Source organism: Streptomyces huasconensis (genome assembly GCF_021028635.1).
Classification (GTDB): domain Bacteria; phylum Actinomycetota; class Actinomycetes; order Streptomycetales; family Streptomycetaceae; genus Streptomyces; species Streptomyces huasconensis.
In genome coordinates this window covers 1,160,582-1,185,397 of record NZ_CP086119.1, presented here as the reverse complement: position 1 = coordinate 1,185,397, position 24,816 = coordinate 1,160,582, and the positions used below count along the sequence as shown (strand labels likewise).

Below are 24,816 nucleotides of genomic sequence, written 5' to 3'. Positions count from 1 at the left end.
GGCGGGCGGGCGGCGGGGCGCGCCGGGGCTCAGCAGCCCGGCGTGTCCTGCGGCCCGCGCCCCGAGAGCACCTCTCCGTACGCCTGCATGAGATCCGGGAGCCGCAGCGTCGACAGGTCCTCGCGGTCCGGCTCGCCCGGGTAGCAGGAGAGCCGCAGGTCACGGTAGGCGCAGCTCTTCTCGTAGAGCGTGCGCAGGAAGCGGCCGTTGCCCAGCTCGTCGATCCAGCCCTGGTCGACGACGTGCCCGCTGATGGAGCGCAGCTCCTCCACGGCCTCCTCGTCCCACACGTCGCCGTTCTCGGCGGCCAGCACCTCACCGATCGCCGTCAGCTCCAGAGGGCGGTACGAGGGGAAGTCGACCCGCGTCGTGAACCGCGAGGACAGGCCCGGGTTGGCGGCGAGCAGCCGGTCCATGCCCTCCGGATAGCCGGCGAGGATCACCACGAGGTGGTCGCGGTTGTCCTCGGCCCGCTTCAGGAGCACCTGGAGCGCCTCGTCGCCGTACGCGTCACCCTTGCCGTAACCGGAGTTGGACAGCGAATACGCCTCGTCGACGAAGAGGACGCCGCCGATGGCCGAGTCGATCAGTTCGTTGGCCTTCACGGCGGTCTGGCCGAGGTACTCCCCGACGAGGTCGGCGCGCTGCGCCTCCACCAGGTGGTCGCCGCCGAGCAGCCCGAGGGCGTAGAAGACGCGGCCGAGGATGCGGGCCACGGTGGTCTTGCCGGTGCCCGAGGGGCCGGAGAAGACGAAGTGTCGTTTCGGCGGCTGCACGGGCAGGCCCTGCGCGGCCCGCAGGCGGGCCATGTTCAGCTGCGCGGAGAGCGCCTTGACCTGGCGCTTCACCGGCTCCAGGCCGACCATGCCCTCCAGTTCGGCGAGCGCGGCCTCCAGGAGGGCGGGGTCGGTGGGCCCCGGCGGCCGCTGCGCGGCCCCCGGCTTGACCGGGATGACGGCCTTCTCGCGGACGGCGTCGGCCTCGGAAGCGCCGCTCTGCGCGGGCGGCGGCCCGCCCGGCGGCGGCTCAAGGCCGGTGACCTTCACGTCACGGCCCTCGGTGCCGAAGAGCACGTCGATGCCGTCGGGCCCCTCCAGCGCGTCCTGGCCCCCGCCCGCCAGAGTGATCGCGGTGGCGAGGTCGGCCGCTTCGTCGTAGCCGTCGCCCTCGGCGATCGCCGCGAGCCGTGCCGAGGTGTCCATGAAGGAGGCGTCGACCCGGTGCACCGCGCGGTACAGGGGCAGCGCCGCCGCCGAGCGCCCGGTGCCCTCGTGCGCGCGGGCCAGCCAGTACCGCAGCTCCTTGCGCTGGGGCTGCTCGCTGCGGCACCGCATCAGGGCGGCGGACAGCAGCGGCTCCGCCTGGCCGTACATCTCCAGGCGCACCCGGGCCATGCCTCCGAAGAGCCCGGCCTCGATGCCCAGCATCGGGTCGTCGACGAGCGGGTCGGTGTGCCGCACCAGCTGCTCCCAGTCCTTGACCAGGTAGGCCCGGCAGGCGTGCAGGAACCGCACCTGCGGGTCCGCGTCGACGGGCGGCAGGCCGGCGAGCGCCCGGTCCAGCTCCGGGACATGGCGGCCGTCGAGCCAGTGCGAGGCGTGCGCGAGCAGCAGGTCGCGCGTGCTCTCCAGGACGGGCTGGACCCACCACCCCAGCCAGTACCAGGAGTTGAGCGTGCGCGCGTGCCGGACCCGCTGCTCCCCGAACCGGGTCCGGTGCTGGAACATCCGCAGGAGCGCCGTCGTCGTGTCGACGCGCAGCGCGTGCAGCCCGAGCCAGGCGTCGGCCATGCCGGCATCCATCCGCACCGCGGCGCGGAACTCCTCCTCGGCCTGCGGATAGGCGCCCATCGTGTAGGCGTCGACGCCCCTCAGCCAGGCGAGGTCGGCCGGGGCGGGTGAGCCCACCGCGTCGAAGTCCATCACGTCCCCCACAAACCGTGCCCCCGTGTGCGTACCAGCGGGCCGGTGCCCGTCGGCCACTTCACTGAACCGCCGTGCTGCGGACGGGAGTTGTCTCGGCGCGCAGAGCATCCGTCCGGAAAAGGCGCACCGATAGGCATCGTACCTGCGGGGGAGCGGTCGGCCGTAGGGTGCCGCACTGCCGGATCGGCCGAGAAGGGCCGTCGGGGGAGCCGGGCCGACGGTGACCGAGGGTGAGCGGACGGCGGCTCGGAGCGGTCGGGGAACGGGCCCTTGAGGGCAGAACGAAGCCCCCGATCACGGGGGAACAACCGGGGGCTTCGCGTCTGCGGGCGGCCTCACGAGGCCGCACCATCAGAACGTAAGTCCTGTATGGCCCCTGGGTCAAGCGGAGTTGGGGCACTCGTGAAAAGTCGCCTGGCCAACGGGAAGCCGTTTTCCGGAGGTTCAGCGGACCGCCGACGAGCCCTCACCGTGGGTGACGACTTGGGTTCCGGTCGGCGCCCCACTGGGCCCCCGCAGCACCTCGTATCCCTCGGGGCACTGTCGTACCAGGAGGTCGGCGAAGGGCCGGGACGGGTCCTCGGTGAAGTGCCGCAGCTCCGCGGGTTCCCAGCCGTCCCAGAAGTCCCGCTGGGCCGCCCCGTCCCTGCGCCGCCCCCGCTGCCACGCCGCCTCGCGCGGCACGTCCATCCACAGCACGGCGGCGAGGTGTCCGCGCAGCGCGCGGCGGCCCGCGCCCACGCCCTCGACGAGCACCACGGGCGCCGGCGGCAGGGGATGTTCGGCGGGGCCGAAGCGCCGCTCGTGCCAGTCGTACGCGGCGTAGCGCGCCGTCTCGCCGCGGGAGAGCGGGTCGAGGACCTGCCCCCGCAGCCGCTCCGTCCAGTCGAACAGCTGGTCGTGGCTCGCGATGTCGTCGAGCCGCAGGACCGGCGCGCCGCCGAGCGCCTCGGCCAGGCGTCGCGCGAACGTCGACTTCCCCGAGCCCGCGTGCCCGTCCACGGCGATCAGCCGGACGGGTCCGCACGAGGGCGGCAGGCCGCGCAGGGCGGCCGCGAGCGCGGGCAGCGAGGTCGGTGGGGTGCGCGGGGCGCGCGGGTCGGGGGTCATCACCGGCAAGCCTACGGCGCGCGGAAGCAGGTGTTCCGCGCGCCGTCCCAGGTCATGCCATTGGTTGAGGCCAATATTGGTGCGCGCGAGGGTGTCCGAAGTGCTGGCAGAAGCCGGCCGGGACCGGCCATAGTTGCCCCACTTCCGTGCGGCCGACCACTTCGGTGCACCGGAACGCCTCCGCGCACCTGTACCGACCCTTCCGGCTCCGGCCGGAGACCACGTCGACTGGGGGTCCCCTGATGGACCGAGCTGACCGAGCTGACCGCCCCGCCCGGGGCCATGACCTGTCCCGCAGATCCGTGCTCGCCACGGCCGCCGCCCTGGCCGCCGTCGCGGCGGCCACGAGCCCCGCCCCGGCCGCGGGCGGCCAGGCCCGAGGGCGCCGCGCGCCGCGCGCGGACCGCTTCGTGGACAACCGCTTCTGGACCTCGTACGAGGACTGGCGCACCGGCACCGCCGAGGGCACCGCGGTCGTCGCCGCGGGCCGCCCCGGCCTGCGCATCGCGAGGCCCGCGGGCCGCACCGACTACGCCGACCCGCACACCGGCAGGACCGCCACCTGGGAGTACGCGCGCTGGACCTCGCCCACGCACCGCTCCACCGTCCCCGCGACGGAACTCATCGCCTCCTGGAACGCCCACACGCCCGCCGGGACCTGGCTCCAGGTCGAGCTGACGGGCACGTACGCCGACGGCACGAAGAGCCCCTGGTTCGTCATGGGCCGCTGGACCGCCGGTGACGACAAGGAGGCCGACATCCGGCGGACCTCGGTCGACGACCAAACCGACGGCAAGTCGACGGTCTGGACGGACACGCTCGCCCTGAACGACGCGGCGGCCGGTCCGCGCGTCGTCTCCTACCGGCTGCGCCTGACGCTGTACCGCACGCCGGGCGCCACTACGACCCCCACGGTCTGGCGGCTCGGCGCGATGGCCTCGGCGGTCCCCGACCGCTTCACGGTCCCCGCCTCCGAGCCGGGCCCCGCCAAGGAGCTGACGGTCCCGCGCTACTCGCAGGAGATCCACATCGGCCAGTACCCCGAGTACGACAACGGCGGCGAGGCCTGGTGCAGCCCCACCTCCTCACAGATGATCATCGAGTACTGGGGGCGCAAGCCGAAGCCCGAGGACCTCGCCTGGGTGGACCCGTCGTACGCCGACCCGCAGGTGTGCCACGCGGCCCGCCAGACGTTCGACTACCAGTACAAGGGCTGCGGGAACTGGCCCTTCAACGCGGCGTACGCGGCGACGTACACCGACCTCCAGGGCGTCGTCACCCGCCTCGCCACGCTCACCGAGCTGGAGCAGCTGATCGCCGCCGGTGTCCCCGCCATCACGTCCCAGTCCTTCCTCAAGGAGGAGCTGACGGGCGCCGGGTACGGCACGGCCGGCCACCTGATGACGGTCATCGGCTTCACGGCGGACGGCGACGTGATCGCCAACGATCCGGCCTCACCGACCAACGAGGCGGTGCGCCGTGTCTACAAGCGGCGTGAATTCGAGAACATCTGGCTGCGGACCAAGCGCTACAACTCCACCGGCAAGGTCGTCTCCGGCTCGGGCGGCGTCTGCTACCTGTACTTCCCGGTGAAGCTCACCGCGGCCCAGCGGCAGGCCCTCGCGGCGGTCGGCATCCGCTGACGGACGCCGGGGGTGCGGGGCACCCCGCCCCGCACCCCCGGTGAGCCTCACGTCACCGGGTCCACCACCCAGTCCGGGTGCCCCGGCATCGGCGGCGTCTTCGCCCCGTACAGCCAGGGCCGCAGGAACCCCTCCAGGTCCTCGCCCGCGACCTGTGACGCCAGGTCGACGAAGTCCCGCGTGCTCGCCGTGCGCCCCTGGAAGCCGCTCACCCAGGCCCGCTCGATCCTCTGGAACGTCGCGTCGCCGACCCGCTCGCGCAGCGCGTACAGCACGAGCGCGGAGCCGTCGTAGCGCATGCGCTTGAAGAGGTTCGGCTCGGTCGGCTCGGCGGGGGCGCCGAAGTCCTTGCGCCACTGGTCATGGGCGGCGTACGCGGTCTTCATCGCGGCCTCGAGGCTGTCGCCGCCGTGGGCCTCGGAGTACAGACGTTCGTAGAAGCGGGCGTGCCCCTCGCTCACCCACAGGTCGGACCAGCTCTCCAGCGCCACGCTGTTCCCGAACCACTGGTGGGTCAGCTCGTGCACCAGGTTCCGCTCGGCGTCGACCTTCGTGCCGAGCAGGTCCGCCTTGGGGACGAGGGAGAGCGTCTGGGTCTCCAGGGCCACACCGAGGTCGGTGTCGCCGACCAGGACGCCGTAGCGGTGGAAGGGGTAGGGGCCGAGCCGCTCCTCCAGCCACGCCAGGTGGTCGGGGGTGAGCCCGCGGTACTCCGCGGTCGGCTCGACCAGCGCCTCCGGGACGACGTCCCGCAGCGGGAGCCCGCCGGGGCCCTCGCTCTCGACGAGCCGGAACTTCCCGACGGCCAGCTGCACCAGCTGCGTGGAGAGCGGCTGCTCGGAGTCGTACGTCCAGCGCACCCGGCCGCCGGGGACCTCCACGCGCGAGACCAGCTTGCCGTTGGCCACGGCGGTGCGGTCGGCCGGTGTGCTGATACGGAAGGTGACCGGCGCGCGCCGGCTGGGGTGGTCGTCGGAGGGGAAGATCATGCGGGCGCCGTTCGGCTGGGGGTAGACCACCGTGCCGTCCGGCGTCGGTATCCAGCCGTAGTCCTCGATCGCGTCGTCCCGGTGCCGTGTCTGGGCCGGGTCGGCGGTGTACGTGACCTTGACCGTGAACGAACTGCCCTTGCGGATCGGCGCCTTGGGGGTCACGGTCAGCTCGTCGCCCTCGCGGGACGCGCCCGCCTTGGCGCCGTCGACCGTCACGGCGTGCAGGGTGTTGCCCGCGAAGTCCAGGTTGAAGCGGGAGAGGGCCTGGGTGGACGTGGCCCTGATGGTCGTCGCCGCATCGAAGGGCGTCTTCGGCGCCTGCCAGTCGAAGTCCAGGTAGTAGCGGTCCACCCGGTACCCGCCGTTCCCGTCCAGCGGGAACAGCGGGTCGCCGAGGCCGGGCGCGCCCGGCGACGGCCTGCCGTCCGTGGCGGGGGCGGCCTGCGAGGGCGGCGCGGTGAGGGCGGCCGCCACGGTGATCGCGGCCGCGAGGGCGAGCCGTGCTCCGCGGCGGGTCGTCCGGTTCGTGCTCATCGGGAACCTCTCGGTCGGATGCTGCGCGGACGTGCGTCGTGTCCCGTCCTAGACGCACGGCGGTCCGGCCGAGTTGTGGCGTGACCAAGCTCTCGTCCCCCCACAGGTTTTCTGCTGGCATGGTGGAGGGGTTCCATGGGGGGACACCACTGCCAGAAGAATCAGTGAGAAGACATGACCGCGTTCTCTGCCACCGCCGTTCGCGTCCAGGCCCGTACCGGCGGCCCGAAAGAAGACGGACCGAATCTCCTGGAGCACCTCGCGGGCTGGACGCTCGTCGTGGTCCTCGCGATGCTCGTCACGCAGACCGGTCTGCTGTGACCCCGCCCGCCGCGTAGTCACCGTCGTCGCCCGCGCCGGCCCGCCAGTGCCGGTGCGGGACGCCCACCAGGCCGTACAGCCACCGCACCGGTGAGCGCCCGTGCAGCAGGGTGAGCCCCGCCACGACCGCGAACAGCGGCAGCCCCAGCCACCCGCCGAGCAGGCGCACCAGTCCGCTGGCGAGAAGCGCGCCCGCGAACGGCAGCCCGTACACCCCGGCGGCCGCGATGACGACGGCGAGGACTTGCGGCGCCTTGCGGTCCTCGTCGGCTCCCGGCAGCGACCAGCCCTCCATGAGCCAGCCGATCGCGGTCGCCAGCATGGTGCCGATCACCGCGGCCCCGAAGAGCAGCAGCGCCAGGAACGTCCCGGACGTCAGGAAGTCCAGTACGTGATTGACGACGCCGTCCCTCGGCCAGTCGGCGAAGTCGTCGGCGCCGGGGGACAGGAACCGCTGGTATCCGCGGCCGTCCCACCCGTGGACGAGCGTCCCGAACAGCAGGAAGTACCCGCCCACGCACTGGAGGTAGGCCCAGTAGCCCGCCCCCGCGAGCACCAGCGCCTGCGCCACGAGGAACCCGAGGACCGCGGCCACCGGAATCCCGCCCGCGTAGCAGAGGACGAAGCCGGCCCACACGTCCTCGTGGCCCTCCGCGACGTGCATGGTCGCCCAGGCGGGGTTCTGCCACAGCAGGAAGAGCCCCGTCGGCACCATCAGGACGGCGGCGAACAGCGCCGTGAGCGCCAGATAGGGGTTCGCGGCGCGGCTGCGGGTGCGCGGCCCCTCACCCGCGTTGATCCGCTCCCACACCTGCAACTGGCGCCCGGCGGCGAGCGCGGACGTCGCGCCGGCCGCGTACGCCCAGAAGAGGGCGGCCTGGATCTGGATCATGCCGAACCCTTCATGCCGGAGTGATCACGCCGAGGCCTTGAGGGAGAGTCCGCCCGCCACGATCGAGTCCGAGGTGACCAGGGCCTGTTCGGCGCTGACGTCCGTCATGAAGACGAACGGCGGTACGAGCGGCGGGACCGGCAGTCTGTCGGGCGTGAAGGTCAGACAGAGCAGCCCCTCGATGCACCCCTTGAACTTGGTCAGGTAGAGCGTGACCGAGCCGCTCAGGTCCAGCGTGTCGGCGCCCAGGGCGAGTTCCCCGCCTCCGTCCCGCGTCTTCAGCGCGTAGTCGGTGAGCGAGGCGGCCTTCATCCGCAGCACCATGACCTTCAGCGGGCCGTCGGCGGTCGGGATCTCGGTGACGCCCGCCACGATGAAGCCTTTCGGGGCGAAGAGCGTGGTGGTGATGGTCGGCGGGGTCCTGGCCGCCACGATCGACGGGGCGGGAGCCGCCCTGGCCGGGCTGCCGTTCACGATCCCCGCCACGATCACCACCGGCAGCAGCACGGCGAGCGTCCGCGTGCCCTGCCCGTCCCGCACCCTCGGCGGCGCGGGGCCCTCCTCGGCGTCCTCGGGCACCGGCGTCCACCCGAAGCCCATGGCGCTGCCGGCGATGCCCAGGAGCATGCCGACGAGGAACCCGCCGAGGTTGGTGGCGGCGAACGACAGCACCGAGAGGATCAGGGCGTTGACGCTCACATAGTGGTGCGTGTGCGGCAGGAACCACAGGAAGAGCCCCGCCACGACCAGCGCGATGCCGATGCCGACCGCCGCGATCCCGCCGAGCCCGAGGCTCACCAGGACCGTCAGCGGCGAGAGCGGCACCAGCAGCAGTTCGGCGCCGCCGAGGATCAGCAGCAGTCCACCCCAGAACGGCCGCGTGCGGCGCCACCTGCGCAGCACCCGCCGCTGCCGGGGCCAGGGCAGCCGTCGGTCGAGGGGGCCGCCGCCGTCCTTGCGGAAGGGTCTGACGCCGGCCCTCCCGCCGCCCGTCAGAAGCACTTCTTGCCGCCGAGGCTGACGTCGACGCGCATGCCCTTGAGCCGGAAGTTCCCGCCCGTCGCCGACCAGGCGTGGGACTTCACCCCGGAGACCGTGATGTCCCCGGCCTGGAGCCCGAACTTGCCCCGCTCGCCCTTGACCCCGGGCACCTCGTCCAGCGTCGAGGCGTCCCGGCCGATCTCCGCGGTGCCGAAGCGAGCGTCGCCCACCAGGTCCTCGCCGTCGATGACGAGGTTGCTGGCGGTGACGTTCCCCGCGTCACCGCCCGCGGTCAGCTTGAAGACCACCGTGCCGAGCGGGGTCTTCACCCCGGCGGCCTGGCAGATGTCGGACAGGGTCGCGTCACCGATCCCGAGGAGCGCCACCGGGTGCCCCTTGCCGTCGATGTCCCGGTCCGTCTGGACGTACGAGGACAGGCCCTCGCTCGTCAGTTTCCCCGAGGAGACCTGGAAGCTGGTGCCCGAGACGGCGAAGGACGCGGCGAGCGCGCCCTCGGCCATCACGGAGGCCATCACACCGACGGCCAGCACGGCCGGCATGGCCACCACGGCCGTCTTCTTCCAGGAGGTTCTGCCCTCGCGTAACGCGTTGCGGCTAGCGCCCACTGTTCTTCCTCCCGAACGTCGTTCCGCGTCGTCAAGCGTGCGTAAGGGGAGTGCGTGAAGCGCCGTCGGAAGCCTGGTCGGCAGACGGCACCGCTCTGCCATACTGCGGACATCCCACGGCAGTTGGAGACTAGGGCCGAAATTGAATAATAGTCAACAGCGCGGTACCGACCGTTCCGCGGCTCGTCGCGCCGACCTCATCACCATCGGCCGGAAGCTGTTCGCCGACACGTCGTACGACGCCCTGTCGATGGACGACATCGCGAAACAGGCGGGCGTCGCCAAGGGGCTGATCTACTACTACTTCAAGTCCAAGCGCGGTTACTACCTCGCGATCATCGAGGACTCCGTCGCCGACCTGGTCGCGCGCGCCGGACGCCACGACGGCCTGCCGCCCGTGGAGCGCGTGCAGCGCACCATCGACGGCTATCTGCGCTACGCCGAGCAGCACCAGGCGGCCTACCGGGCGATCATCAGCGGCGGTGTCGGCTTCGACGCCGAGGTGCACGCGATCCGCGACGGCGTCCGCGAGGCGATGATCAGGACGATCGCCGAGGGGACGTACGGCCGCGCCGACATCCCGTGCCTCGCCCGTACCGCGCTGCTCGGCTGGCTGTGCAGCGTCGAGGGCATCACGCTCGACTGGGTCGGGCACCGCGGCCTGCCGCGCGAGCGGGTCTGCGCCCTGTTGGTGCGCACGCTCGGGGACACGCTGCGCGTCATCGAGGACTTCGAACCGTCGTTCCCGGCGCCCGCGCGGCCATGAGCGAGGGGTGGGCGCCGAGAACCGGCTCCCACCCCGAACTCCGTGCGCCGTGCGTCAGTTGATGGCCTTGATCAGCTCACCGTTGGCCGTGTCGCCGCTCAGCTCCCAGAAGAACGTGCCGCCGAGGCCCGCCTGGTTCTTGTAGTTCATCTTCCCCGCGATGGTCGCCGGGGTGTCGTAGCTCCACCAGTTGTTCCCGCAGTGCGCGTACGCGGTCCCGCCGACGGTGCCGTTCGCCGGGCACTTGGTCTTCAGTTCCTTGTAGTCGTCGATGCCCTGCTCGTACGTGCCCGCGGCGGGCCCGGTCGCGGTGCCGCCGGGGGCCTTCTGGGTGACACCCGTCCAGCCGCGCCCGTAGAAGCCGATGCCGAGCAGCAGCTTCTGCGCCGGGATGCCGAGGGCGCGGAGCTTCTTGATCGTGGCGTCGGAGTGGTACGAGGCCTTCGGGATGCCGGTGTAGGAGGTGAGCGGCGAGTGCGGGGCGGTCGGCCCCTTCGCGTCCCACGCGCCGAAGTAGTCGTACGTCATCGGGTTGTACCAGTCGACGTACTGGGCGGCGCCCGCGTAGTCGGCCGCGTCGATCTTGCCGCCCGCGGAGGCGTCCGCGGGGATCGCCGCCGTCACGAGGTTGCCGCCGCCGAACTTCGCACGGACCGCGGCCATGAGCTTCTTGTACGCCTCGCGCCCGCTGGTGTCACAGGTCAGACCGCAGGCGTTGGGGTACTCCCAGTCGATGTCGATGCCGTCGAAGACATCGGCCCACTTGGAGTTCTCGACCAGGTCGTAGCAGGACTGGGCGAAGGCCGCCGGGTTCTTCGCGGCCTCGGTGAACCCGCCGGACCAGGTCCAGCCGCCGAAGGACCACAGGACCTTGAGGTCCGGGTGCTTCTTCTTGAGCTTGCGCAGCTGGTTGAAGTTGCCGCGCAGCGGCTGGTCCCAGGTGTCCGCCACGCCGTCCACGGACTGGGCCGCGGTGTAGGCCTTGTCGGTCGCCGCGTAGGCGTCGCCCATCGTGCACTTGCCGCCCTGGACGTTGCCGAAGGCGTAGTTGATGTGGGTGAGCTTGGCGGCCGAGCCGGACGTCTCGATGTTCTTGACGTGGTAGTTCCGGCCGTAGACACCCCATTCGGTGAAGTAGCCGACGACCTTGGAACCGGCGGCGGCCTCCGCTGCCGGGGCCTTGTCCGGTTCGGCGGCGGCGCTGCCGGCCCCGGCGAGCAGGCCCGCGCCGAGGACGGCGCAACAGGCGGTGGCGATCAGGGCCCGGAGGCCGGGGCACGGGGAGTGCGGTGTGGGCATCGTGTCTCCTCGTGGGGGGAAACCAGTGAGGCGCGAGGGGGGGAAGTGCTGCCGTGGAGCCGCCGCGTTCATTTGGCATGAACGCGGTAAGTGGTTCAACGGAACACTAGGAGGACTAGACCAGTACGGTCAATGGTTCGGACCAATCCGGCCGCCGCTGTCGATCTGCGGGTATCTTTCGAGTAAGCGGTCGTTAACTAGTGACTGGCTGCCGCCGATCGGGCATACTCAACGCGCCGCAGCCGCTGGTCAGCCGCTTCCGTGACCCGGGAGGAGACCCTGGCTCGGCATCGTTTCCGGCGCCGCCGCCTCACCCTGCGCGGGCGTCCGCCGTAGCCCGACAGGGAGGAGAGCGTCATGCCCGACCACGCCCCACAGCCGGTGGACCGTCAGCTGCCGACGGATGAGGCCAGGGATCTGCTCTCGCTCGTCCGGGACATCGTCCAGCGCGAGATCGCCCCGAAGGCGGCCGAGGAAGAGGAAGCCGGGCGCTTCCCGCGCGAGATCTTCACCCTCCTCTCCGAGGCCGGACTGCTCGGCCTCGCGTACGACTCCGAGTACGGCGGCGGCGACCAGCCCTACGAGGTCTACCTCCAGGTCCTGGAGGAACTCGCCGCCGCGCGCCTGACCGTCGGCCTCGGCGTCAGCGTCCACTCGCTCTCCTGCCACGCGCTCGCCGGGTACGGCACCAAGGAGCAGCGGGGCGAGCACCTGCCGGCGATGCTCGGCGGCGGCCTGCTCGGCGCGTACTGCCTCTCCGAGCCCGCCTCCGGCTCGGACGCCGCGTCCCTGCGCACGAAGGCCGTCCGGGACGGCGACGACTGGGTCATCGACGGCACCAAGGCCTGGATCACGCACGGCGGCGTCGCCGACTTCTACACCGTGCTGGCCCGCACCGGCGGCGAGGGCGCCAGGGGCGTCACGGCCTTCCTGGTGCCGGGCGACGCCGAGGGGCTCACCGCGGCGGCGCCCGAGAAGAAGATGGGCATGAAGGGCTCGCCCACCGCGCAGCTCCACTTCGACGGCGTCCGTGTCCCCGACTCCCGCCGCATCGGGGACGAGGGCCAAGGCTTCGCCATCGCGCTCTCGGCGCTCGACTCGGGGCGGCTCGGCATCGCGGCCTGTGCGATCGGCGTGGCCCAGGCGGCCCTGGACGAGGCGCTCACGTACGCCACCGAGCGGCGGCAGTTCGGCCGGCCGATCGCCGACTTCCAGGGCCTGCGCTTCATGCTCGCGGACATGGCGACGCAGATCGAGGCGGGCCGGGCGCTCTATCTGTCGGCGGCCAGGCTGCGCGACGCGGGCCGGCCGTTCGCCAAGCAGGCGGCGATGGCCAAGCTGCTGTGCACGGACACCGCGATGAAGGTGACGACGGACGCCGTGCAGGTCCTCGGGGGCTATGGCTACACCGCTGACTTCCCCGTGGAGCGTTTCATGCGGGAGGCGAAGGTGCTCCAGATCGTCGAGGGCACCAACCAGATCCAGCGGATGGTCATCGCCCGTCACCTCGCGGGTCCCGAGTCACGCTGAACTGGCCGCGGGCCACGGGCGGCGCCACCAGCCGGACCCACTCCGGGTCGTGGCGCCCGGGCAGCGTCCGGCCCCGGTCGGCCCAGTGGTGGACCAGGGCGCGGTAGATCGGCGGGTCCGGGGGCTGGGGCAGGCGCGGCTGCTGGTAGGTCTGTTGTGAGGGTTGCGTGGGCTGCGAGGGTGGCCGGTAGGGCTGTGGCTGGTATGTCTGCTGCTGTTGCGCCTGCCGGTCGTACGGCTGTCGCTCGTAAGCCTGTTGCTCGTACGGCTGCCGCTCATGCGCCTGCTGCTCGTACGCCTGTTGCTCGTACGTCTGCTGTTGGTACGTCTGTTGCCCGTACGTCTGTTGATGCGGTTCCGCCTGTCGAGCCCGTGGCGGAACCGATTCTGCGGAGGCGGGCACCATCACCAGAGTGCGTCGCCGACGGCTGGTGGGGACGTGCGTGGGGCCCATGTCCGTGGGGGTCATACCGGGCCAAACGCCCGGACCGGCGTCGAAGTCACCGCCGCGCGGATTAGGGCGTCAGTTCATGGCGCGCGGGCGCCGCAGGGGCGTGGCCCGAAGCGCGCCCGCGCGCGCCCCCGCGGCCGCGCACGGCTATGGCCCCGGCCCCGTGACTGACGTACCGTCAACTCCGCGCCCGCCGCCTGCTCGGCCCCCCCCGGCCCTTGGCGCGTCGCACTGTCCCGCGCTGCCCCGTGCTGTTCCGCGCCCAGGGAGGTCTGCCGTGGAGGACGACCGGCCGGTACCGCTCGACGAGTACCCCGTGCACCAGGTCCCGCTGTCGATGAAGCACGTCGCGACGGGTGACCGCAACGCCTACGACCGGTGCATCTTCCACCTCTTCGACCACGAGGGCCGCGCCCTGCTCATCCTCGGCCTCGGCGTCTACCCGAACACCGGTGTGATCGACGCGTACGCCACCCTCCGCACCGGCGACACCGTGCACGCCGTCCGCGCCGACGATGCCCTCGGTGACGACCGGACGGACCTCTCGGTCGGTCCGCTGCGCATCACCGTCGACGAGCCGCTGCGCCGGCTGCGGCTGGAGTGCGCCCCCGACCCCGAGGACCCGGCGTCCCTGTCGTACGACCTCACCTGGAGCGCCGACTTCCCCGCGCTGTGGGAGCCGCACCACATCCAGCGCCGCGGGGGCCGGCTCACCCTCGAAGGACGCCGCTTCGTCCAGGCGGGCCGCCCGTCGGGGATGATCCGCGTGGGCGGCGAGGAGATCCCCGTGACGGCGGGGGAGTGGACCGCGACCCGTGACCGCAGCTGGGGGGTGCGGCCCATCCCCGGGGAGGAACGCGGGCGGCTGGAAGAGGAGTTCGCCGCCGAGGGTTTCCACTGGATCTGGTGCCCGGTGCGCTTCGAGGACCGCTTCCTGATGGTCGTCGTCCAGGAGGACGCGGACGGCTACCGCACCCTCAACGACGCCACCCTCGTCCGCCCCGGCCACCGCGACCGCCAACTCGGCTGGCCCCGGGCCGACATCACCTACCGCTCCGGCACCCGCCACCCCGAGCGCGCCGTCCTCCACCTCACGGACCCCGGCGGGTACAAGCCCCTGGAGCTGGGTGTCGAGGTGCTCGCCTCGCTGCCCCTGGCCGTCGGCGCGGGCTATCCGCCCGCCGACGACTGGCAGCACGGCACCTGGCGGGGGCGCGGTTGGACCGACCGCCGGGCCTATGACCTCTCGGATCCCGGGGTCCACCCGCTCGCCGCTTACGGCGTCATCGACCACGCGGCGCGCTTCACCCTGAACGGCCGCACGGGCCACGGGATCTTCGAGCACGGCAGCTTCGGCCGCCACGACCCGAGCGGGTTCACCGGCTTCGGCTCCGTGGCGCCCTGAGGCCGCCGACGGTCCGCCGAAGGAGCACGGGCAAAGGAGCAAGGCAAAGGGAGCACGGGCAAAGGAGCACGGACCATGGCATCGGCACCCCGCCCCCGCACCACCACCCGCGACCCCGAAGAACTCACCCGCCGCCTCACCGCGTGGCTCGACGCCCGGCTGCCCGGCGCCAAGGCGGTCGACGTGAGCGTCCCGGAGTCCAACGGCATGTCCAGCGAGACCCTGCTCTTCACCGTCGAGCACCCCGAACCACCCCTGCGGCGCTGCGCGTTGCGCCTGGCGGCCGACCCGGCCGCGTACACCGTCTTTCCCGTCTACGACATGCCGCGCCAGTACCGCACGATGCGACTCGTCGCCGAGCACACCGACCTGCCGGTGCCGCGCGTCCTGTGGCTGGAAGAGGACCCCGGCCCGCTCGGCGCGCCCTTCTTCGTCATGGAGCGGGTCGAGGGCCGCGTACCGCCGGACGTCATGCCCTACACGTACGAGGGGAACTGGCTGCACGCCGCCACCGACACCGAACGCGCGCACCTTGAGGAAGCCTCGGTCGCCGTGGTGGCCCGGCTGCACGACCAGGTCCCGGTCGACGAGGCGCGGTTCCTCGCGCTGCCGGGCGAAGGCAGCCCGCTGCGCCGCCACGTCCAGGCCCAACGCGCCTACTACGCATGGGTGGTGAGCGGACTGCCCCGCTCACCTCTCATCGAGCGCGCCTTCGACCGCCTCGAAGAGCTGTGGCCGGACACCGAGGGCGAACCCGTCCTCAACTGGGGCGACGCGCGCATCGGCAACATCGTCTACGACGGCTTCGCACCCGCGGCCGTCCTCGACTGGGAGATGGCGGCGCTCGCCCCGCGCGAGGTCGACCTCGCCTGGATGATCTACCTGCACCGCTTCTTCCAGGACCTGACGGTGAGTTTCGGCCAGTCGGGGCTGCCGGACTTCCTGCGCCGCGACCGGGTGGAGGACACGTATGCCCGGCTCACGGGACACACCCCACGGGCCATGGGCTTCTACACGCTGTACGCGGCGCTGCGGCACGCGATCGTCATGCTGCGCGTCGCCTGCCGCCAAATCCACTTCGGCGAGGCCGCCGCGCCCGCTGCGCCGCAGGACACGGACACGCTGATCCTGCACCATGGCAGCCTCGCGGCCATGGTGCAGGGCAGCTACTGGTGAATCAGGCGGCGGGCCGCTGCTGTTGGGCCGCGCGCATCGGGCGCGAACCGGGGCCGCCCACGTGCGAGAACGGCTGCGTCCGCCAGTCGAGTCCCTGAGGGAGCGTCAACAGCAGGGCGGTGTCCTGCTCCTGAACCTCCATCGACTCGTCGGTGGGCGTGGCGTCCGTGGCCGCGCGGCCCGTACCGGCACAGACCGTGAGCCCGAACGGGTTCCACGGCGTGGGGCACAGGGCGTGCTCGGGCAGGACGTCCTCGTCGGCGAGGAGCGCGATCGGCTGCCCGCAGTCGGGGCAGTTCACGCGGTACATCTCGAAGGTGTCGTAGGCGTCGAGAAGGGCGTCAGCCGGTTCGACGCCCTCCGGCTCGGGCTCGGCGACCTGCTGCTGCTTGGCGCGAGTGGACCTGCCGGGGCGCTTCAAATTCTGCATGGGACTCTCCCCCTTGGGTGGGCCGACAAGGCGCTGCGGCCTCGACCACAGCAAGCACTTCCCGTCCCGTCGTAGGGGTAATCGTGGCATCCGAACGGACACGGTCACAGCCATGTGGCGTTCGTCACATGACCGGGGGAGTTGCCCCGGTCGGCGAGCCCTTCCGGCGCTCAGGTATCCGTGAGGATCAAGAGCCCTGTAGGTTCACCGCATGGAGGAGCTGGACCGACAGATCGTGCAGCTGCTCGTCAAGGACGGGCGGATGAGCTACACCGACCTGGGCAAGGCCACGGGCCTGTCCACGTCGGCCGTGCACCAGCGGGTGCGCCGCCTCGAACAGCGGGGCGTCATCCGCGGCTATGCCGCGGTCGTCGACCCCGAGGCCGTGGGGCTGCCCCTGACGGCCTTCATCTCGGTGAAGCCGTTCGACCCCAGCGCGCCCGACGACATCGCCGAGCGCCTCGCCGGCGTTCCGGAGATCGAGGCGTGCCACAGCGTCGCCGGGGACGAGAACTACATCCTCAAGGTCCGCGTCGCCACCCCGCTGGAACTGGAGCATCTGCTGACCCGCCTGCGCGCGCTCGCCGGAGTCTCCACGCGGACGACCGTCGTGCTCTCCACGCCCTACGAGGCCCGGCCGCCACAGGTCTGAGCGCATGCGCTTTCTGCTCGTGCACAGCCCTCTGGTGGGGCCCGCGACCTGGCGCCGCGTGGCCGCCGAACTGACCGCGGCCGGCCACATCTGCGCGGTCCCCGACCTGACCGGCGCGGCGACCGGCCCGGGCCCGCACTGGCCCGCGTTCGTGCGCCGCGCCGCCGCGGCCGCCCCCGCGGGGGAGCAGACCCTGGTCGTGCACAGCAACGCCGGGCTCCTGGTGCCCGTCCTCGCCGAGGCCGTGCCGGACGTGCGCCGGGTGGTCTTCGTCGACGCGGCCCTGCCCGGCGCCCCGCTGCCCGCCGTGCACCTCGCGGCGCTGCGGGAACTCACCGGCTCCGACGGGCTGTTGCCCCCCTGGACCGAGTGGTTCGACGAAGCCACCGTGGCGGCCCTCCTGCCGGACCCGCGGCTGCGCGCCGCGGTGATCGCCGAGCAGCCGCGCCTGCCGCTCACCCACTTCACCCGGCCGCCGCCCGCGCCACCCGGCTGGGACCGGCTGCCGTGCGGGTACCTCCGCTTCTCCGCGGCGTACCGACCGGTCGCGGGTGAGGCACGCGCGCGTGGTTGGCCCGTGGGGTCCCTCGCCGGTGGGCATCTGCATCAAGCGGTGGCTCCCGGGGCTGTCGCGCAGTGGTTGGTACGCGCGTGGGGGTGACCCCCGCGTCGGGCGGCCGCCCATAGGGGCGAGACTGGACCCATGAGCCAGAGCACCGCCCCCGGGAACGACGCCCGGGACCCCCAGGACCCCCACAGCCACCGCACCGTGCTGCTGCGCGGCGGCGACGTCCACAGCCCCGCCGACCCGTTCGCCACCGCGATGGTCGTCGAGCGCGGCCATGTCGCCTGGGTCGGCTCCGAGGGCGCGGCGGACGCCTTCGCGGACGGCGTCGACGACGTCGTGCACCTCGAAGGCGCCCTGGTCACCCCGGCGTTCACGGACGCCCACGTGCACACCACGGCCACCGGCCTCGCCCTCACCGGCCTCGACCTGTCCGGGGCCCGATCGCTGGACGACGCGCTCGCCGCCGTACGCGCACACGCCGCCGCGCGGCCGCACGACACCGTCCTGCTCGGCCACGGCTGGGACGCCGCCCGCTGGCCCGGCGGCCGCCCGCCCACGCGCGCGGAGCTGGACGAGGCCACCGGCGGCCGACCGCTCTACCTCTCCCGCATCGACGTCCACTCGGCGGTCGCCACCACCGCGCTGCTCGACCTCGTCCCCGGCGTCACCGGGCGCGCCGGCTTCCGCCCGGACGCCCCGCTGACCGGCGACGCCCATCACGGGGTGCGCGCCGCCGCCCTCGCCGCCGTCACGCCGCGCCAGCGGGCCGAGGCCCAGCGCGCCGCCCTGCGCCGCGCCGCCTCCCTCGGCATCGGCTCCGTGCACGAGTGCGCGGGCCCGGAGATCTCCGACGAGGACGACTTCACCGGACTGCTGCGACTCGCCGCCGAGGAAGCGGGACCGCGCGTCATCGGCTACTGGGCCGAGCAGGGCCGGGAAGGGGTCGCGCGGGCCCGCGAGTTGGGGGCGCTCGGCGCCGCCGGTGACCTCTTCGTGGACGGCGCCCTCGGCTCGCACACCGCCTGCCTCCACGAGCCGTACGCCGACGCCGCCCACACCGGCACGGCCCACCTGGACGCCGTCGCCGTCGCCGCCCACGTCGTGGCGTGCACCGAGGAGGGCCTCCAGGCGGGCTTCCACGCCATCGGGGACGCCGCGGTGGCCTCTGTGGTCGACGGCATGCGCCAGGCCGCGGAGAAGCTCGGCCTGCCGCGCGTCCGCGCCGCGCGGCATCGTGTGGAGCACGCCGAGATGCTCACCCCCGAGACGATCGCCGGCTTCGCGGAGTTCGGCCTCACCGCGTCCGTGCAGCCCGCCTTCGACGCCCTGTGGGGCGGCGAGGACGGCATGTACGCCCAGCGCCTGGGCGCCGAGCGGGCCCGCACCCTCAACCCCTACGCGGCCCTGCTGCGCGCCGGTGTGCCCCTCGCCTTCGGCTCCGACAGCCCCGTCACGCCGCTCGACCCCTGGGGCACCGTCCGAGCCGCCGCCTTCCACCGCACGCCCGGACACCGCGTCTCCGTACGCGCCGCGTTCACCGCCCACACCAGGGGCGGCTGGCGGGCCGTCGGCCGCGACGACGCGGGTGTCCTGGTGCCGGGCGCGCCCGCGGACTACGCCGTGTGGCGCACCTCCGATCTGGTGGTCCAGGCCCCCGACGACCGTGTGGCCCGCTGGTCGACCGACCCGCGCTCGGGCACCCCCGGCCTCCCCGACCTGTCGCCGGGGGCCGAACTCCCGGTCTGCCTGCGTACGGTGGTGGGGGGCCGGACGGTTCATGTGGGGCCGGACGAGTGATGTACCGGCGGTGCGCGACGCCGCTCACGGCCCGCCGGGGCTCCGCACGACCTGGGAATCCTGGGCACCGATCTGGGAGCTCTCGTCGTCGGCGCAGTTCACCGGGCTATTGACAGAAAGCCGTCGTGGGCCGGTAGGTTCGGCCGGGTCCACCACAGGACGTCCGAGAGGCGAACCTCCACGCAGTCGTCGAACGCCGCTGGGTCATGGGTGGTGTGCCGCACCGGCGCACCGCCACTGGGAGCCAGGTCCAGCGTCCGCGACGCGGAGGCGAGGGAACGTATGAGCCGATCGGCAGGTGTGACCCGGGTGGGGCCCGGACGCTCAGTAGACAACGGCTTTCGGTCGATCCGCAGCCAGCGGGTCCCAGGTCGGCCCGAAGGGCGCCGGGCCCCGATCCGCAGTGCCGGCCGCCGCTATTCCCGTGCCGCCGCTGGGGCGCGGGCCGCGGCCACTATGGTTGTCCTCTGCGTACGAACGAAGGGGCAGTAGTGAACGACGGCGGTCGGGTCTTCGAAGCGGAAGACCAGGGGAGGCAGTTCGGCTCGCTCGGCACGGCCTTGGTGATCATTCCGACCTACAACGAGGCGGAGAACATCACGTCCATCGTCGGCCGGGTGCGGGCCTCCGTCCCGGACGCGCACGTCCTGGTCGCCGACGACAACAGCCCCGACGGCACCGGCAAGATCGCCGACGAGCTCGCGGCCGAGGACGAGCAGGTGCACGTGCTGCACCGCCAGGGCAAGGAAGGCCTCGGCGCCGCCTACCTCGCGGGCTTCCGCTGGGGACTCGACCACGACTACGGCGTGCTGATCGAGATGGACGCCGACGGCTCCCACCAGCCCGAGGAGCTGCCGCGTCTGCTGACCGCGCTCAAGGGCGCCGACCTCGTGCTCGGCTCGCGCTGGGTGCCGGGCGGCCGGGTCGTGAACTGGCCCAAGCACCGCGAGTTCATCTCGCGTGGCGGCAGCACCTACTCGCGCCTCCTGCTCGACGTGCCCATCCGGGACGTGACGGGCGGCTACCGCGCCTTCCGCCGCGAGACCCTCGAAGGCCTCGGGCTCGGCGAGGTCGAGTCGCAGGGCTACTGCTTCCAGGTCGACCTGGCGCGCCGCGCGATCAAGGCGGGCTACCACGTGGTGGAGGTGCCCATCACCTTCGTCGAGCGGGAACTGGGCGACAGCAAGATGAGCCAGAACATCGTCGTCGAGGCGCTGTGGCGGGTCACCGCCTGGGGCGTGGGCGAACGGGTGGGCCGCGTCATCGGGCGCAAGCAGCCCTGACCGGCGCTCAGCTACCCTGACCGGCGCCGAGCAGGCCCTGATCGGTGCTGGCTGCCCTGACCGGCCCGCGCGCGGACGCCTTGTTGATCATCCCCCTTATCCCGGCCTGAGACGCGCCCAGGCACACTGGGAGCATGACGACTGGCGCACCGCCTCCCATCCGACCTGCCCGGCCCCGGCGCTCCGGGCTCCTGAGGTACCTGCCGCTCGGCATCGCCGTGTGGCTCGTCCTGGAAATCTGGCTGCTCACCGTCGTGGCGGGCGCCACGAGCGGGTTCGTGGTCTTCCTGCTCCTGGTGGGCGGCCTCGTGCTCGGCTCCGCGGTGATCAAGCGCGCGGGGCGCCGGGCGTTCCGCAAGCTCAGCGAGGCGGTGCAACAGCAGCAGAGCGGCATCCCGCCCGAGTCCTCTGCCGGTGGCGGAGGCGGGGCCCTGACGATGCTGGGCGGACTGCTGATCATCCTGCCGGGCCTGATCTCGGACGCCCTGGGGCTGATCCTGCTGGTGCCCCCGGTCCAGAAGGCCCTGGGGAGGTACGCGGAGCGAACCATCGACCGCAAGATGCGCCGACTCGGCGAGACCACGCCCGGCGGCCTCGGCGACGCCTTCCAGCAGGCGCGCATGCACCGCCCCGACGGCAAGGTGGTCCAGGGCGAGGTGATCAGGGACGAGCCGTCGGCGCGCGGCCCGCGCCCGGACGACCCGCAGCTGCCGCGCTGACGGCGCACCGCCGCCGACGCACACGAGGGCCGGGACCACTGCTGAGCAGTGGCCCCGGCCCTCGTACTTGTGCTGCTGTGCGCCGAGTCCGTCGTCAGGCGGACTTGCGGCTGTCCCGCGGATGCACCGCGATGTTCATGGCGCCGGACCGAAGGACCGCCAGGCGCTCCTCCAGGACCTCTTCGAGTTCCTCTCGAGTACGGCGCTCCATGAGCATGTCCCAGTGCGTACGCGCCGGCTTGCCCTTCTTCTCCTCAGGTCCGTCGCCGTCTACCAGGAGTGCCTGGGCCCCGCAGACCTTGCACTCCCACTCCGGCGGGATCTCCGCCTCGACCGAGAACGGCATCTCGAAACGATGTCCGTTCTGGCATGCGTACTCCACGGCCTGGCGCGGAGCCAGGTCGATGCCGCGGTCGGTCTCGTAGCTTGTCACCACGAGGCGCGTGCCGCGAAGAGCTCGCTCACTCATGAATCGTGCCTCCCGGGCTTGTCGCCCACAGGACAGGTGTCGCTGTCGTCGTCATCCGGTCAACGTCCGGTCGGCGGTAAAGATTCCCGTTCTGGGTCATGCGTCGCCGTCGTATGCCGCCCCTTGTTGTACCCACCAACGCCCGGTTTGTCACATCTGGCAGCAGATGTCACCCAGCGTTTCTGATTCTCCAGATCGCAGTAACGGTCCGCCTGGCAGGCCAAACGCGTACACTACCGCCCTTTGCCCTCAGTTGCTAAATCTTCTCGGGCACGGGGTTCCCCGCGTCGCGCACGGCACGCTTCACCGGCACCCTCGCGAGCAGCACGAATCCGAGCGCGAAGAAGACCACGAGGGAGACGATGGCGTCCCGGTAGCTCCCGGTGAGCTGGTAGGTGAGCCCGAAGATCAACGGTCCCAGCCAGGCCATGCCGCGGTCGCTGATCTCGTACGCGGAGAAGTACTCGGCCTCCTTGCCGCGCGGCACCAGGTGCGAGAAGAGGGAGCGGGACAGGGCCTGCGTGCCGCCGAGGACCAGGCCGATCCCCGCCGCCAGGGCGAAGAACCACCCGGGCGCCCCCGAGGGCAGGAAGTAACCCGCCCCGATCGTCACCGTCCAGGCGACGAGGGAGCCGAGGATGACGCGCTTGGCGCCGTGGACGCGCGCGAGCCTGCCCATGGTGAGCGCCCCGGCGACCGCGAGCAGCTGCACCAAAAGGACCGCCACGATCAAGGTGGACTGGCCGAGCCCCAGCTCCTCGGAGCCGTAGACGGACGCCTGGGAGATCACCGTCTGCACCCCGTCGTTGTAGACGAGGTACGCCAGCAGGAAGGCAAGCGTGTGCGGGTGCCGGCGCATGTCGCGCACCGTCGCCGCCAGCTGCCGCAGGCCGCCGCGCGGGGCGCCCTCCGACGGCACTGTCCGCCGGTCGCGCAGCCGTCTCAGCGGTACGAGGGTGAAGGCGCCCCACCACACGCCGGCCGACGCCAGGCAGATGCGGACCGCCGTCGACTCGGAGACCCCGAAGGCGTCATGGGCGAGGAACAGCACCAGGTTCGCCACCAGCACCAGGGCACCCGAGGCGTAGCCGAAGGCCCAGCCGCGCGAGGAGACCGCGTCGCGCTCCTCGGGAGGGGCGATCTGGGGCAGGTAGGAGTTGTAGAGCACCATCGACACGGCGAGCGAGGCGTTGGCGATGATCAGCAGGAGGCCGCCGAGGAGGTAGCGGTCGCCGTCCAGGAAGAACATTCCGGCCGTCGCGGCCGACCCCAGGTACGCGGCCACGGCGAGCAGCGGCTTCTTGCGCCCCGTGCGGTCGGCCGCGGCGGCTGCCGGCGGCATCACAAGGACGGACACCAGCACGGACGCGGACACCGCGTAAGCGAAGAAGGCGCCCGCCCGGACCGGGATGCCCAGCGGGTGCACGAACCCTTCGGGATCGGCGGCCGTCTCGGCGATCTCCGTGAGGTAGGGCCCAAGGAAGACGGTCAGGACGCTCGTCGAGTAGACCGAGCACGCCCAGTCGTAGAAGTACCAGCCGCGCTGTTCGCGCCGCCGTTCGGCGGTCGCGGCGGCCCCCGTCCGCTCGGTGTCGGTGCCCACCCGTGACCCTCGCTGTTCCCCGTGGTGCGAAGCCGCCCTCGGGCGGTCGGCACAGTCCGGCCGGGGTGACCGGTCAGCCGGTCAGACCCAGCTCCCCCGGTCCTTCAGCACCTCGCGCAGCGTCTCGATGTGATCGGAAACTATGCCATCCACGCCCAGGTCCAGGAGAGCCGCCATCCGCTCGGCGTGGTTGACCGTCCACACGTGGACCTGGAGCCCGCGCGCGTGGGCGGCCCGTACGAAGCGGTGGTCGACCACCCGGACCCCGCCGTGCGTCTCGGGCACCTGCGCGCAGACCGCCGAGCGACGGACCGCCGCCGGCACGCCGTACGACCGCAGGCGCAGCGCCGCCACGCCGCGCGTCCCGAACGACGTGGCCAGACGCGGGCCCGCGAGGCGTTGTGCCCGGGCCACGCGCGCCTCGGAGAACGAACCGACGCAGACGCGGTCCCAGGCCCCGACACGCCGGATCAGGTCGAGCAGCGGTGCCAGGGCAGGCTCGGCCTTCACGTCCACGTTCCAGCGCACGTTTGGGAAGGTCTCCAGAAGCTCTTCGAAGAGGGGCACCGGTTCCGTGCCGGCCACGCGCGCGTGGCGCACCTCGCTCCACGGGAGGTCGACGATGCGGCCCGCCGCGTCCGTGACGCGGTCGAGCGTCGCGTCGTGGAAGGCGACGAGGCGGCCGTCGGCCGTGGCGTGCACATCGGTCTCGATGTAGCGGTAACCGAGGCGGACGGCGCGCCGGAAGGCTGCGGTGGTGTTCTCCAGGCCGTCCGCGGCACCCCCGCGGTGGGCGAGGGCGAGCGGCCCCGGGTGATCGAGATAGGGATGGCGTACGCGCGTGGTCACCGCTGAAGTATCGCCTCCGACGGACCACCGGAGGGGACGGCGCCGCCCGCGCTGGGTGCGGGCAGGGCGAAGCGGCGCAGGAAGTACTGGGCGAGCGGGCCGATCGACAGCGCGTAGAGGACCGTGCCGACGCCGACCGTGCCGCCCAGGACGAAACCCGTGGCCACGACCGTCGCCTCGATGGAGGTCCTGATGAGCCGGATCGAGCGGCCGGTGCGGCGGTGCAGGCCCGTCATCAGGCCGTCCCGTGGGCCGGGGCCGAAGGCCGCGGTGATGTAGAGCCCGGTCGCCACGCCGTTGAGCAGCACCCCGGTCACGAGCAGCGGTACGCGGACGGCGAGCGCGTGGGCGTCCGGCAGCAGCGCCAGGGTGGCGTCCATCGCCACGCCGCAGACGATGACGTTCGACACCGTGCCGAGGCCCGGACGCTGGCGCAGCGGGGCCCACAGCAGCAGCACCGCCGCGCCCACCACGATGGACACGGCCCCGATGGACACTCCGGTCAGCTCGGAGAGGCCTTGGTGGAGGACGTTCCACGGTTCGGGCCCGAGCCCCGCCTCGACCATCAGCGCGGAACTCGCGCCGTACAGCGTCAGTCCCGCGTACAGCTGGACGAGCCGCCTCGTGAGGTGCGGCCGCGGACGCGGTCCCGGACGTGGCCTCAGGCGTGCCCTCGGAGGTGGCTCTGTGACGGACAAGGAAGGCTCCCCCCGTAGTGCTGTGGCTTGACGCATGACACCCTGTGGCCTGGAAGCAGACCGCAACCATGGCCAATCCGGGGAAGGTGGACTGGGA

23 protein-coding genes are annotated in these 24,816 nt (G+C 72.3%); 11 read left to right on the top strand and 12 right to left on the bottom strand.

The window, feature by feature from the left end; translation table 11 throughout:
- Nucleotides 1-29 precede the first annotated feature (29 nt).
- Together J2N69_RS05240 and J2N69_RS05235 are read right to left on the bottom strand one after the other, a co-directional pair.
- On the bottom strand, nt 30-1,922 hold the full coding sequence (locus tag J2N69_RS05240) for an AAA family ATPase (RefSeq protein ID WP_230899692.1): 1,893 nt from the start codon (nt 1,920-1,922) through the stop codon (nt 30-32).
- A 447-nt stretch (nt 1,923-2,369) separates the two neighbouring features.
- Nucleotides 2,370-3,035, bottom strand: a complete 666-nt coding sequence (locus tag J2N69_RS05235; RefSeq protein ID WP_230899691.1) for a uridine kinase family protein — start codon at nt 3,033-3,035, stop codon at nt 2,370-2,372.
- 242 nt (nt 3,036-3,277) lie between these two features.
- On the opposite strand from J2N69_RS05235, the gene J2N69_RS05230 reads away from it, so the two are divergent.
- A complete protein-coding gene (locus J2N69_RS05230) occupies nt 3,278-4,678 on the top strand; it encodes a peptidase C39 family protein (protein WP_230899690.1) in 1,401 nt (466 codons plus the stop codon).
- Nucleotides 4,679-4,725: 47 nt separating this feature from the next.
- On the opposite strand, the gene J2N69_RS05225 is transcribed toward J2N69_RS05230, so the two are convergent.
- Nucleotides 4,726-6,204 carry a M1 family metallopeptidase gene (locus tag J2N69_RS05225; RefSeq protein WP_230899689.1) on the bottom strand — a complete coding sequence of 493 codons (1,479 nt, stop codon included), beginning with the start codon at nt 6,202-6,204 and terminating at the stop codon, nt 4,726-4,728.
- 174 nt (nt 6,205-6,378) lie between these two features.
- Between J2N69_RS05225 and J2N69_RS05220 the strand changes: the two genes are divergently transcribed.
- The gene (locus J2N69_RS05220) at nt 6,379-6,525 is read left to right on the top strand and encodes an SCO1431 family membrane protein (RefSeq protein WP_127908991.1); all 147 of its coding nucleotides are present in this window, start codon (nt 6,379-6,381) and stop codon (nt 6,523-6,525) included.
- Here the strand turns inward: J2N69_RS05220 and J2N69_RS05215 are convergent.
- Genes J2N69_RS05215 through J2N69_RS05205 form a run of 3 tightly spaced genes read right to left on the bottom strand, consistent with a single transcriptional unit; the run spans nt 6,503 to nt 8,958 of the window.
- The gene (locus J2N69_RS05215; RefSeq protein WP_230899688.1) at nt 6,503-7,417 is read right to left on the bottom strand and encodes a hypothetical protein; all 915 of its coding nucleotides are present in this window, start codon (nt 7,415-7,417) and stop codon (nt 6,503-6,505) included. The two genes, J2N69_RS05220 and J2N69_RS05215, sit on opposite strands and share 23 nt — an antisense overlap.
- Before the next feature lie 24 nt (nt 7,418-7,441).
- A complete protein-coding gene (locus J2N69_RS05210) occupies nt 7,442-8,419 on the bottom strand; it encodes a DUF6114 domain-containing protein (RefSeq protein ID WP_272595810.1) in 978 nt (325 codons plus the stop codon).
- On the bottom strand, nt 8,410-8,958 hold the full coding sequence (locus tag J2N69_RS05205; RefSeq protein WP_230904587.1) for a DUF6230 family protein: 549 nt from the start codon (nt 8,956-8,958) through the stop codon (nt 8,410-8,412). Before J2N69_RS05205 ends, J2N69_RS05210 begins: the two co-directional genes overlap by 10 nt.
- Before the next feature lie 208 nt (nt 8,959-9,166).
- Here J2N69_RS05205 and J2N69_RS05200 point away from each other — a divergent pair, with 208 nt between their 5' ends.
- On the top strand, nt 9,167-9,790 hold the full coding sequence (locus J2N69_RS05200) for a TetR/AcrR family transcriptional regulator (RefSeq protein ID WP_127908994.1): 624 nt from the start codon (nt 9,167-9,169) through the stop codon (nt 9,788-9,790).
- A 54-nt stretch (nt 9,791-9,844) separates the two neighbouring features.
- Here the strand turns inward: J2N69_RS05200 and J2N69_RS05195 are convergent, their stop codons facing one another.
- On the bottom strand, nt 9,845-11,089 hold the full coding sequence (locus tag J2N69_RS05195) for a glycoside hydrolase family 18 protein (protein WP_230899687.1): 1,245 nt from the start codon (nt 11,087-11,089) through the stop codon (nt 9,845-9,847).
- A gap of 357 nt (nt 11,090-11,446) precedes the next feature.
- On the opposite strand from J2N69_RS05195, the gene J2N69_RS05190 reads away from it, so the two are divergent.
- The 3 genes from J2N69_RS05190 to J2N69_RS05180 all read left to right on the top strand — a co-directional run bounded on the left by J2N69_RS05190 (nt 11,447) and on the right by J2N69_RS05180 (nt 15,651).
- Entirely contained in the window at nt 11,447-12,619 is a 1,173-nt protein-coding gene (locus J2N69_RS05190) for an acyl-CoA dehydrogenase family protein (protein ID WP_230899686.1), read from the top strand.
- Between the two features lie 728 nt (nt 12,620-13,347).
- The gene (locus tag J2N69_RS05185; RefSeq protein ID WP_230899685.1) at nt 13,348-14,475 is read left to right on the top strand and encodes an Rv3169 family protein; all 1,128 of its coding nucleotides are present in this window, start codon (nt 13,348-13,350) and stop codon (nt 14,473-14,475) included.
- A gap of 75 nt (nt 14,476-14,550) precedes the next feature.
- Nucleotides 14,551-15,651 carry a phosphotransferase family protein gene (locus J2N69_RS05180; protein ID WP_230899684.1) on the top strand — a complete coding sequence of 367 codons (1,101 nt, stop codon included), beginning with the start codon at nt 14,551-14,553 and terminating at the stop codon, nt 15,649-15,651.
- A gap of 1 nt (nt 15,652) precedes the next feature.
- On the opposite strand, the gene J2N69_RS05175 is transcribed toward J2N69_RS05180, so the two are convergent.
- Nucleotides 15,653-16,081, bottom strand: a complete 429-nt coding sequence (locus tag J2N69_RS05175) for a hypothetical protein (protein WP_205040425.1) — start codon at nt 16,079-16,081, stop codon at nt 15,653-15,655.
- Between the two features lie 211 nt (nt 16,082-16,292).
- Between J2N69_RS05175 and J2N69_RS05170 the strand changes: the two genes are divergently transcribed.
- The 5 genes from J2N69_RS05170 to fxsA all read left to right on the top strand — a co-directional run bounded on the left by J2N69_RS05170 (nt 16,293) and on the right by fxsA (nt 21,100).
- Nucleotides 16,293-16,733, top strand: a complete 441-nt coding sequence (locus J2N69_RS05170; protein ID WP_127908999.1) for an Lrp/AsnC family transcriptional regulator — start codon at nt 16,293-16,295, stop codon at nt 16,731-16,733.
- A gap of 4 nt (nt 16,734-16,737) precedes the next feature.
- Entirely contained in the window at nt 16,738-17,394 is a 657-nt protein-coding gene (locus J2N69_RS05165; RefSeq protein ID WP_230899683.1) for an alpha/beta hydrolase, read from the top strand.
- A 42-nt stretch (nt 17,395-17,436) separates the two neighbouring features.
- Nucleotides 17,437-19,098 carry an amidohydrolase gene (locus tag J2N69_RS05160; RefSeq protein ID WP_230899682.1) on the top strand — a complete coding sequence of 554 codons (1,662 nt, stop codon included), beginning with the start codon at nt 17,437-17,439 and terminating at the stop codon, nt 19,096-19,098.
- A 491-nt stretch (nt 19,099-19,589) separates the two neighbouring features.
- Complete coding sequence (locus J2N69_RS05155; protein WP_127909000.1) at nt 19,590-20,381, top strand: polyprenol monophosphomannose synthase; 792 nt, start codon at nt 19,590-19,592, stop codon at nt 20,379-20,381.
- A gap of 134 nt (nt 20,382-20,515) precedes the next feature.
- A complete protein-coding gene (gene fxsA / locus J2N69_RS05150; RefSeq protein ID WP_230899681.1) occupies nt 20,516-21,100 on the top strand; it encodes an FxsA family membrane protein in 585 nt (194 codons plus the stop codon).
- A gap of 94 nt (nt 21,101-21,194) precedes the next feature.
- On the opposite strand, the gene J2N69_RS05145 is transcribed toward fxsA, so the two are convergent.
- The 4 genes from J2N69_RS05145 to yczE all read right to left on the bottom strand — a co-directional run bounded on the left by J2N69_RS05145 (nt 21,195) and on the right by yczE (nt 24,755).
- Complete coding sequence (locus tag J2N69_RS05145; RefSeq protein WP_030360404.1) at nt 21,195-21,569, bottom strand: RNA polymerase-binding protein RbpA; 375 nt, start codon at nt 21,567-21,569, stop codon at nt 21,195-21,197.
- Between the two features lie 256 nt (nt 21,570-21,825).
- Nucleotides 21,826-23,172: an MFS transporter gene (locus tag J2N69_RS05140; protein WP_230899680.1), complete on the bottom strand. Its 1,347-nt coding sequence runs from the start codon at nt 23,170-23,172 to the stop codon at nt 21,826-21,828.
- Between the two features lie 81 nt (nt 23,173-23,253).
- Entirely contained in the window at nt 23,254-24,021 is a 768-nt protein-coding gene (locus tag J2N69_RS05135) for a glycerophosphodiester phosphodiesterase family protein (protein WP_230899679.1), read from the bottom strand.
- Nucleotides 24,018-24,755, bottom strand: a complete 738-nt coding sequence (gene yczE / locus J2N69_RS05130) for a membrane protein YczE (protein ID WP_230899678.1) — start codon at nt 24,753-24,755, stop codon at nt 24,018-24,020. Before yczE ends, J2N69_RS05135 begins: the two co-directional genes overlap by 4 nt.
- Nucleotides 24,756-24,816 lie beyond the last annotated feature (61 nt).

What these genes read in the sequence shown, in the direction of transcription:
- J2N69_RS05195 (WP_230899687.1), bottom strand. Translation starts at nt 11,089, where the DNA reads ATGCCCACACCGCACTCCCCGTGCCCCGGCCTCCGGGCCCTGATCGCC.
- J2N69_RS05220 (WP_127908991.1), top strand. Translation starts at nt 6,379, where the DNA reads ATGACCGCGTTCTCTGCCACCGCCGTTCGCGTCCAGGCCCGTACCGGC.
- J2N69_RS05175 (WP_205040425.1), bottom strand. Translation starts at nt 16,081, where the DNA reads ATGCAGAATTTGAAGCGCCCCGGCAGGTCCACTCGCGCCAAGCAGCAG.
- J2N69_RS05205 (WP_230904587.1), bottom strand. Translation starts at nt 8,958, where the DNA reads ATGCCGGCCGTGCTGGCCGTCGGTGTGATGGCCTCCGTGATGGCCGAG.
- fxsA (WP_230899681.1), top strand. Translation starts at nt 20,516, where the DNA reads ATGACGACTGGCGCACCGCCTCCCATCCGACCTGCCCGGCCCCGGCGC.
- J2N69_RS05240 (WP_230899692.1), bottom strand. Translation starts at nt 1,922, where the DNA reads ATGGACTTCGACGCGGTGGGCTCACCCGCCCCGGCCGACCTCGCCTGG.
- J2N69_RS05215 (WP_230899688.1), bottom strand. Translation starts at nt 7,417, where the DNA reads ATGATCCAGATCCAGGCCGCCCTCTTCTGGGCGTACGCGGCCGGCGCG.
- J2N69_RS05165 (WP_230899683.1), top strand. Translation starts at nt 16,738, where the DNA reads ATGCGCTTTCTGCTCGTGCACAGCCCTCTGGTGGGGCCCGCGACCTGG.
- J2N69_RS05160 (WP_230899682.1), top strand. Translation starts at nt 17,437, where the DNA reads ATGAGCCAGAGCACCGCCCCCGGGAACGACGCCCGGGACCCCCAGGAC.
- J2N69_RS05190 (WP_230899686.1), top strand. Translation starts at nt 11,447, where the DNA reads ATGCCCGACCACGCCCCACAGCCGGTGGACCGTCAGCTGCCGACGGAT.
- J2N69_RS05230 (WP_230899690.1), top strand. Translation starts at nt 3,278, where the DNA reads ATGGACCGAGCTGACCGAGCTGACCGCCCCGCCCGGGGCCATGACCTG.
- yczE (WP_230899678.1), bottom strand. Translation starts at nt 24,755, where the DNA reads ATGCGTCAAGCCACAGCACTACGGGGGGAGCCTTCCTTGTCCGTCACA.
- J2N69_RS05235 (WP_230899691.1), bottom strand. Translation starts at nt 3,035, where the DNA reads ATGACCCCCGACCCGCGCGCCCCGCGCACCCCACCGACCTCGCTGCCC.
- J2N69_RS05145 (WP_030360404.1), bottom strand. Translation starts at nt 21,569, where the DNA reads ATGAGTGAGCGAGCTCTTCGCGGCACGCGCCTCGTGGTGACAAGCTAC.
- J2N69_RS05225 (WP_230899689.1), bottom strand. Translation starts at nt 6,204, where the DNA reads ATGAGCACGAACCGGACGACCCGCCGCGGAGCACGGCTCGCCCTCGCG.
- J2N69_RS05170 (WP_127908999.1), top strand. Translation starts at nt 16,293, where the DNA reads ATGGAGGAGCTGGACCGACAGATCGTGCAGCTGCTCGTCAAGGACGGG.
- J2N69_RS05180 (WP_230899684.1), top strand. Translation starts at nt 14,551, where the DNA reads ATGGCATCGGCACCCCGCCCCCGCACCACCACCCGCGACCCCGAAGAA.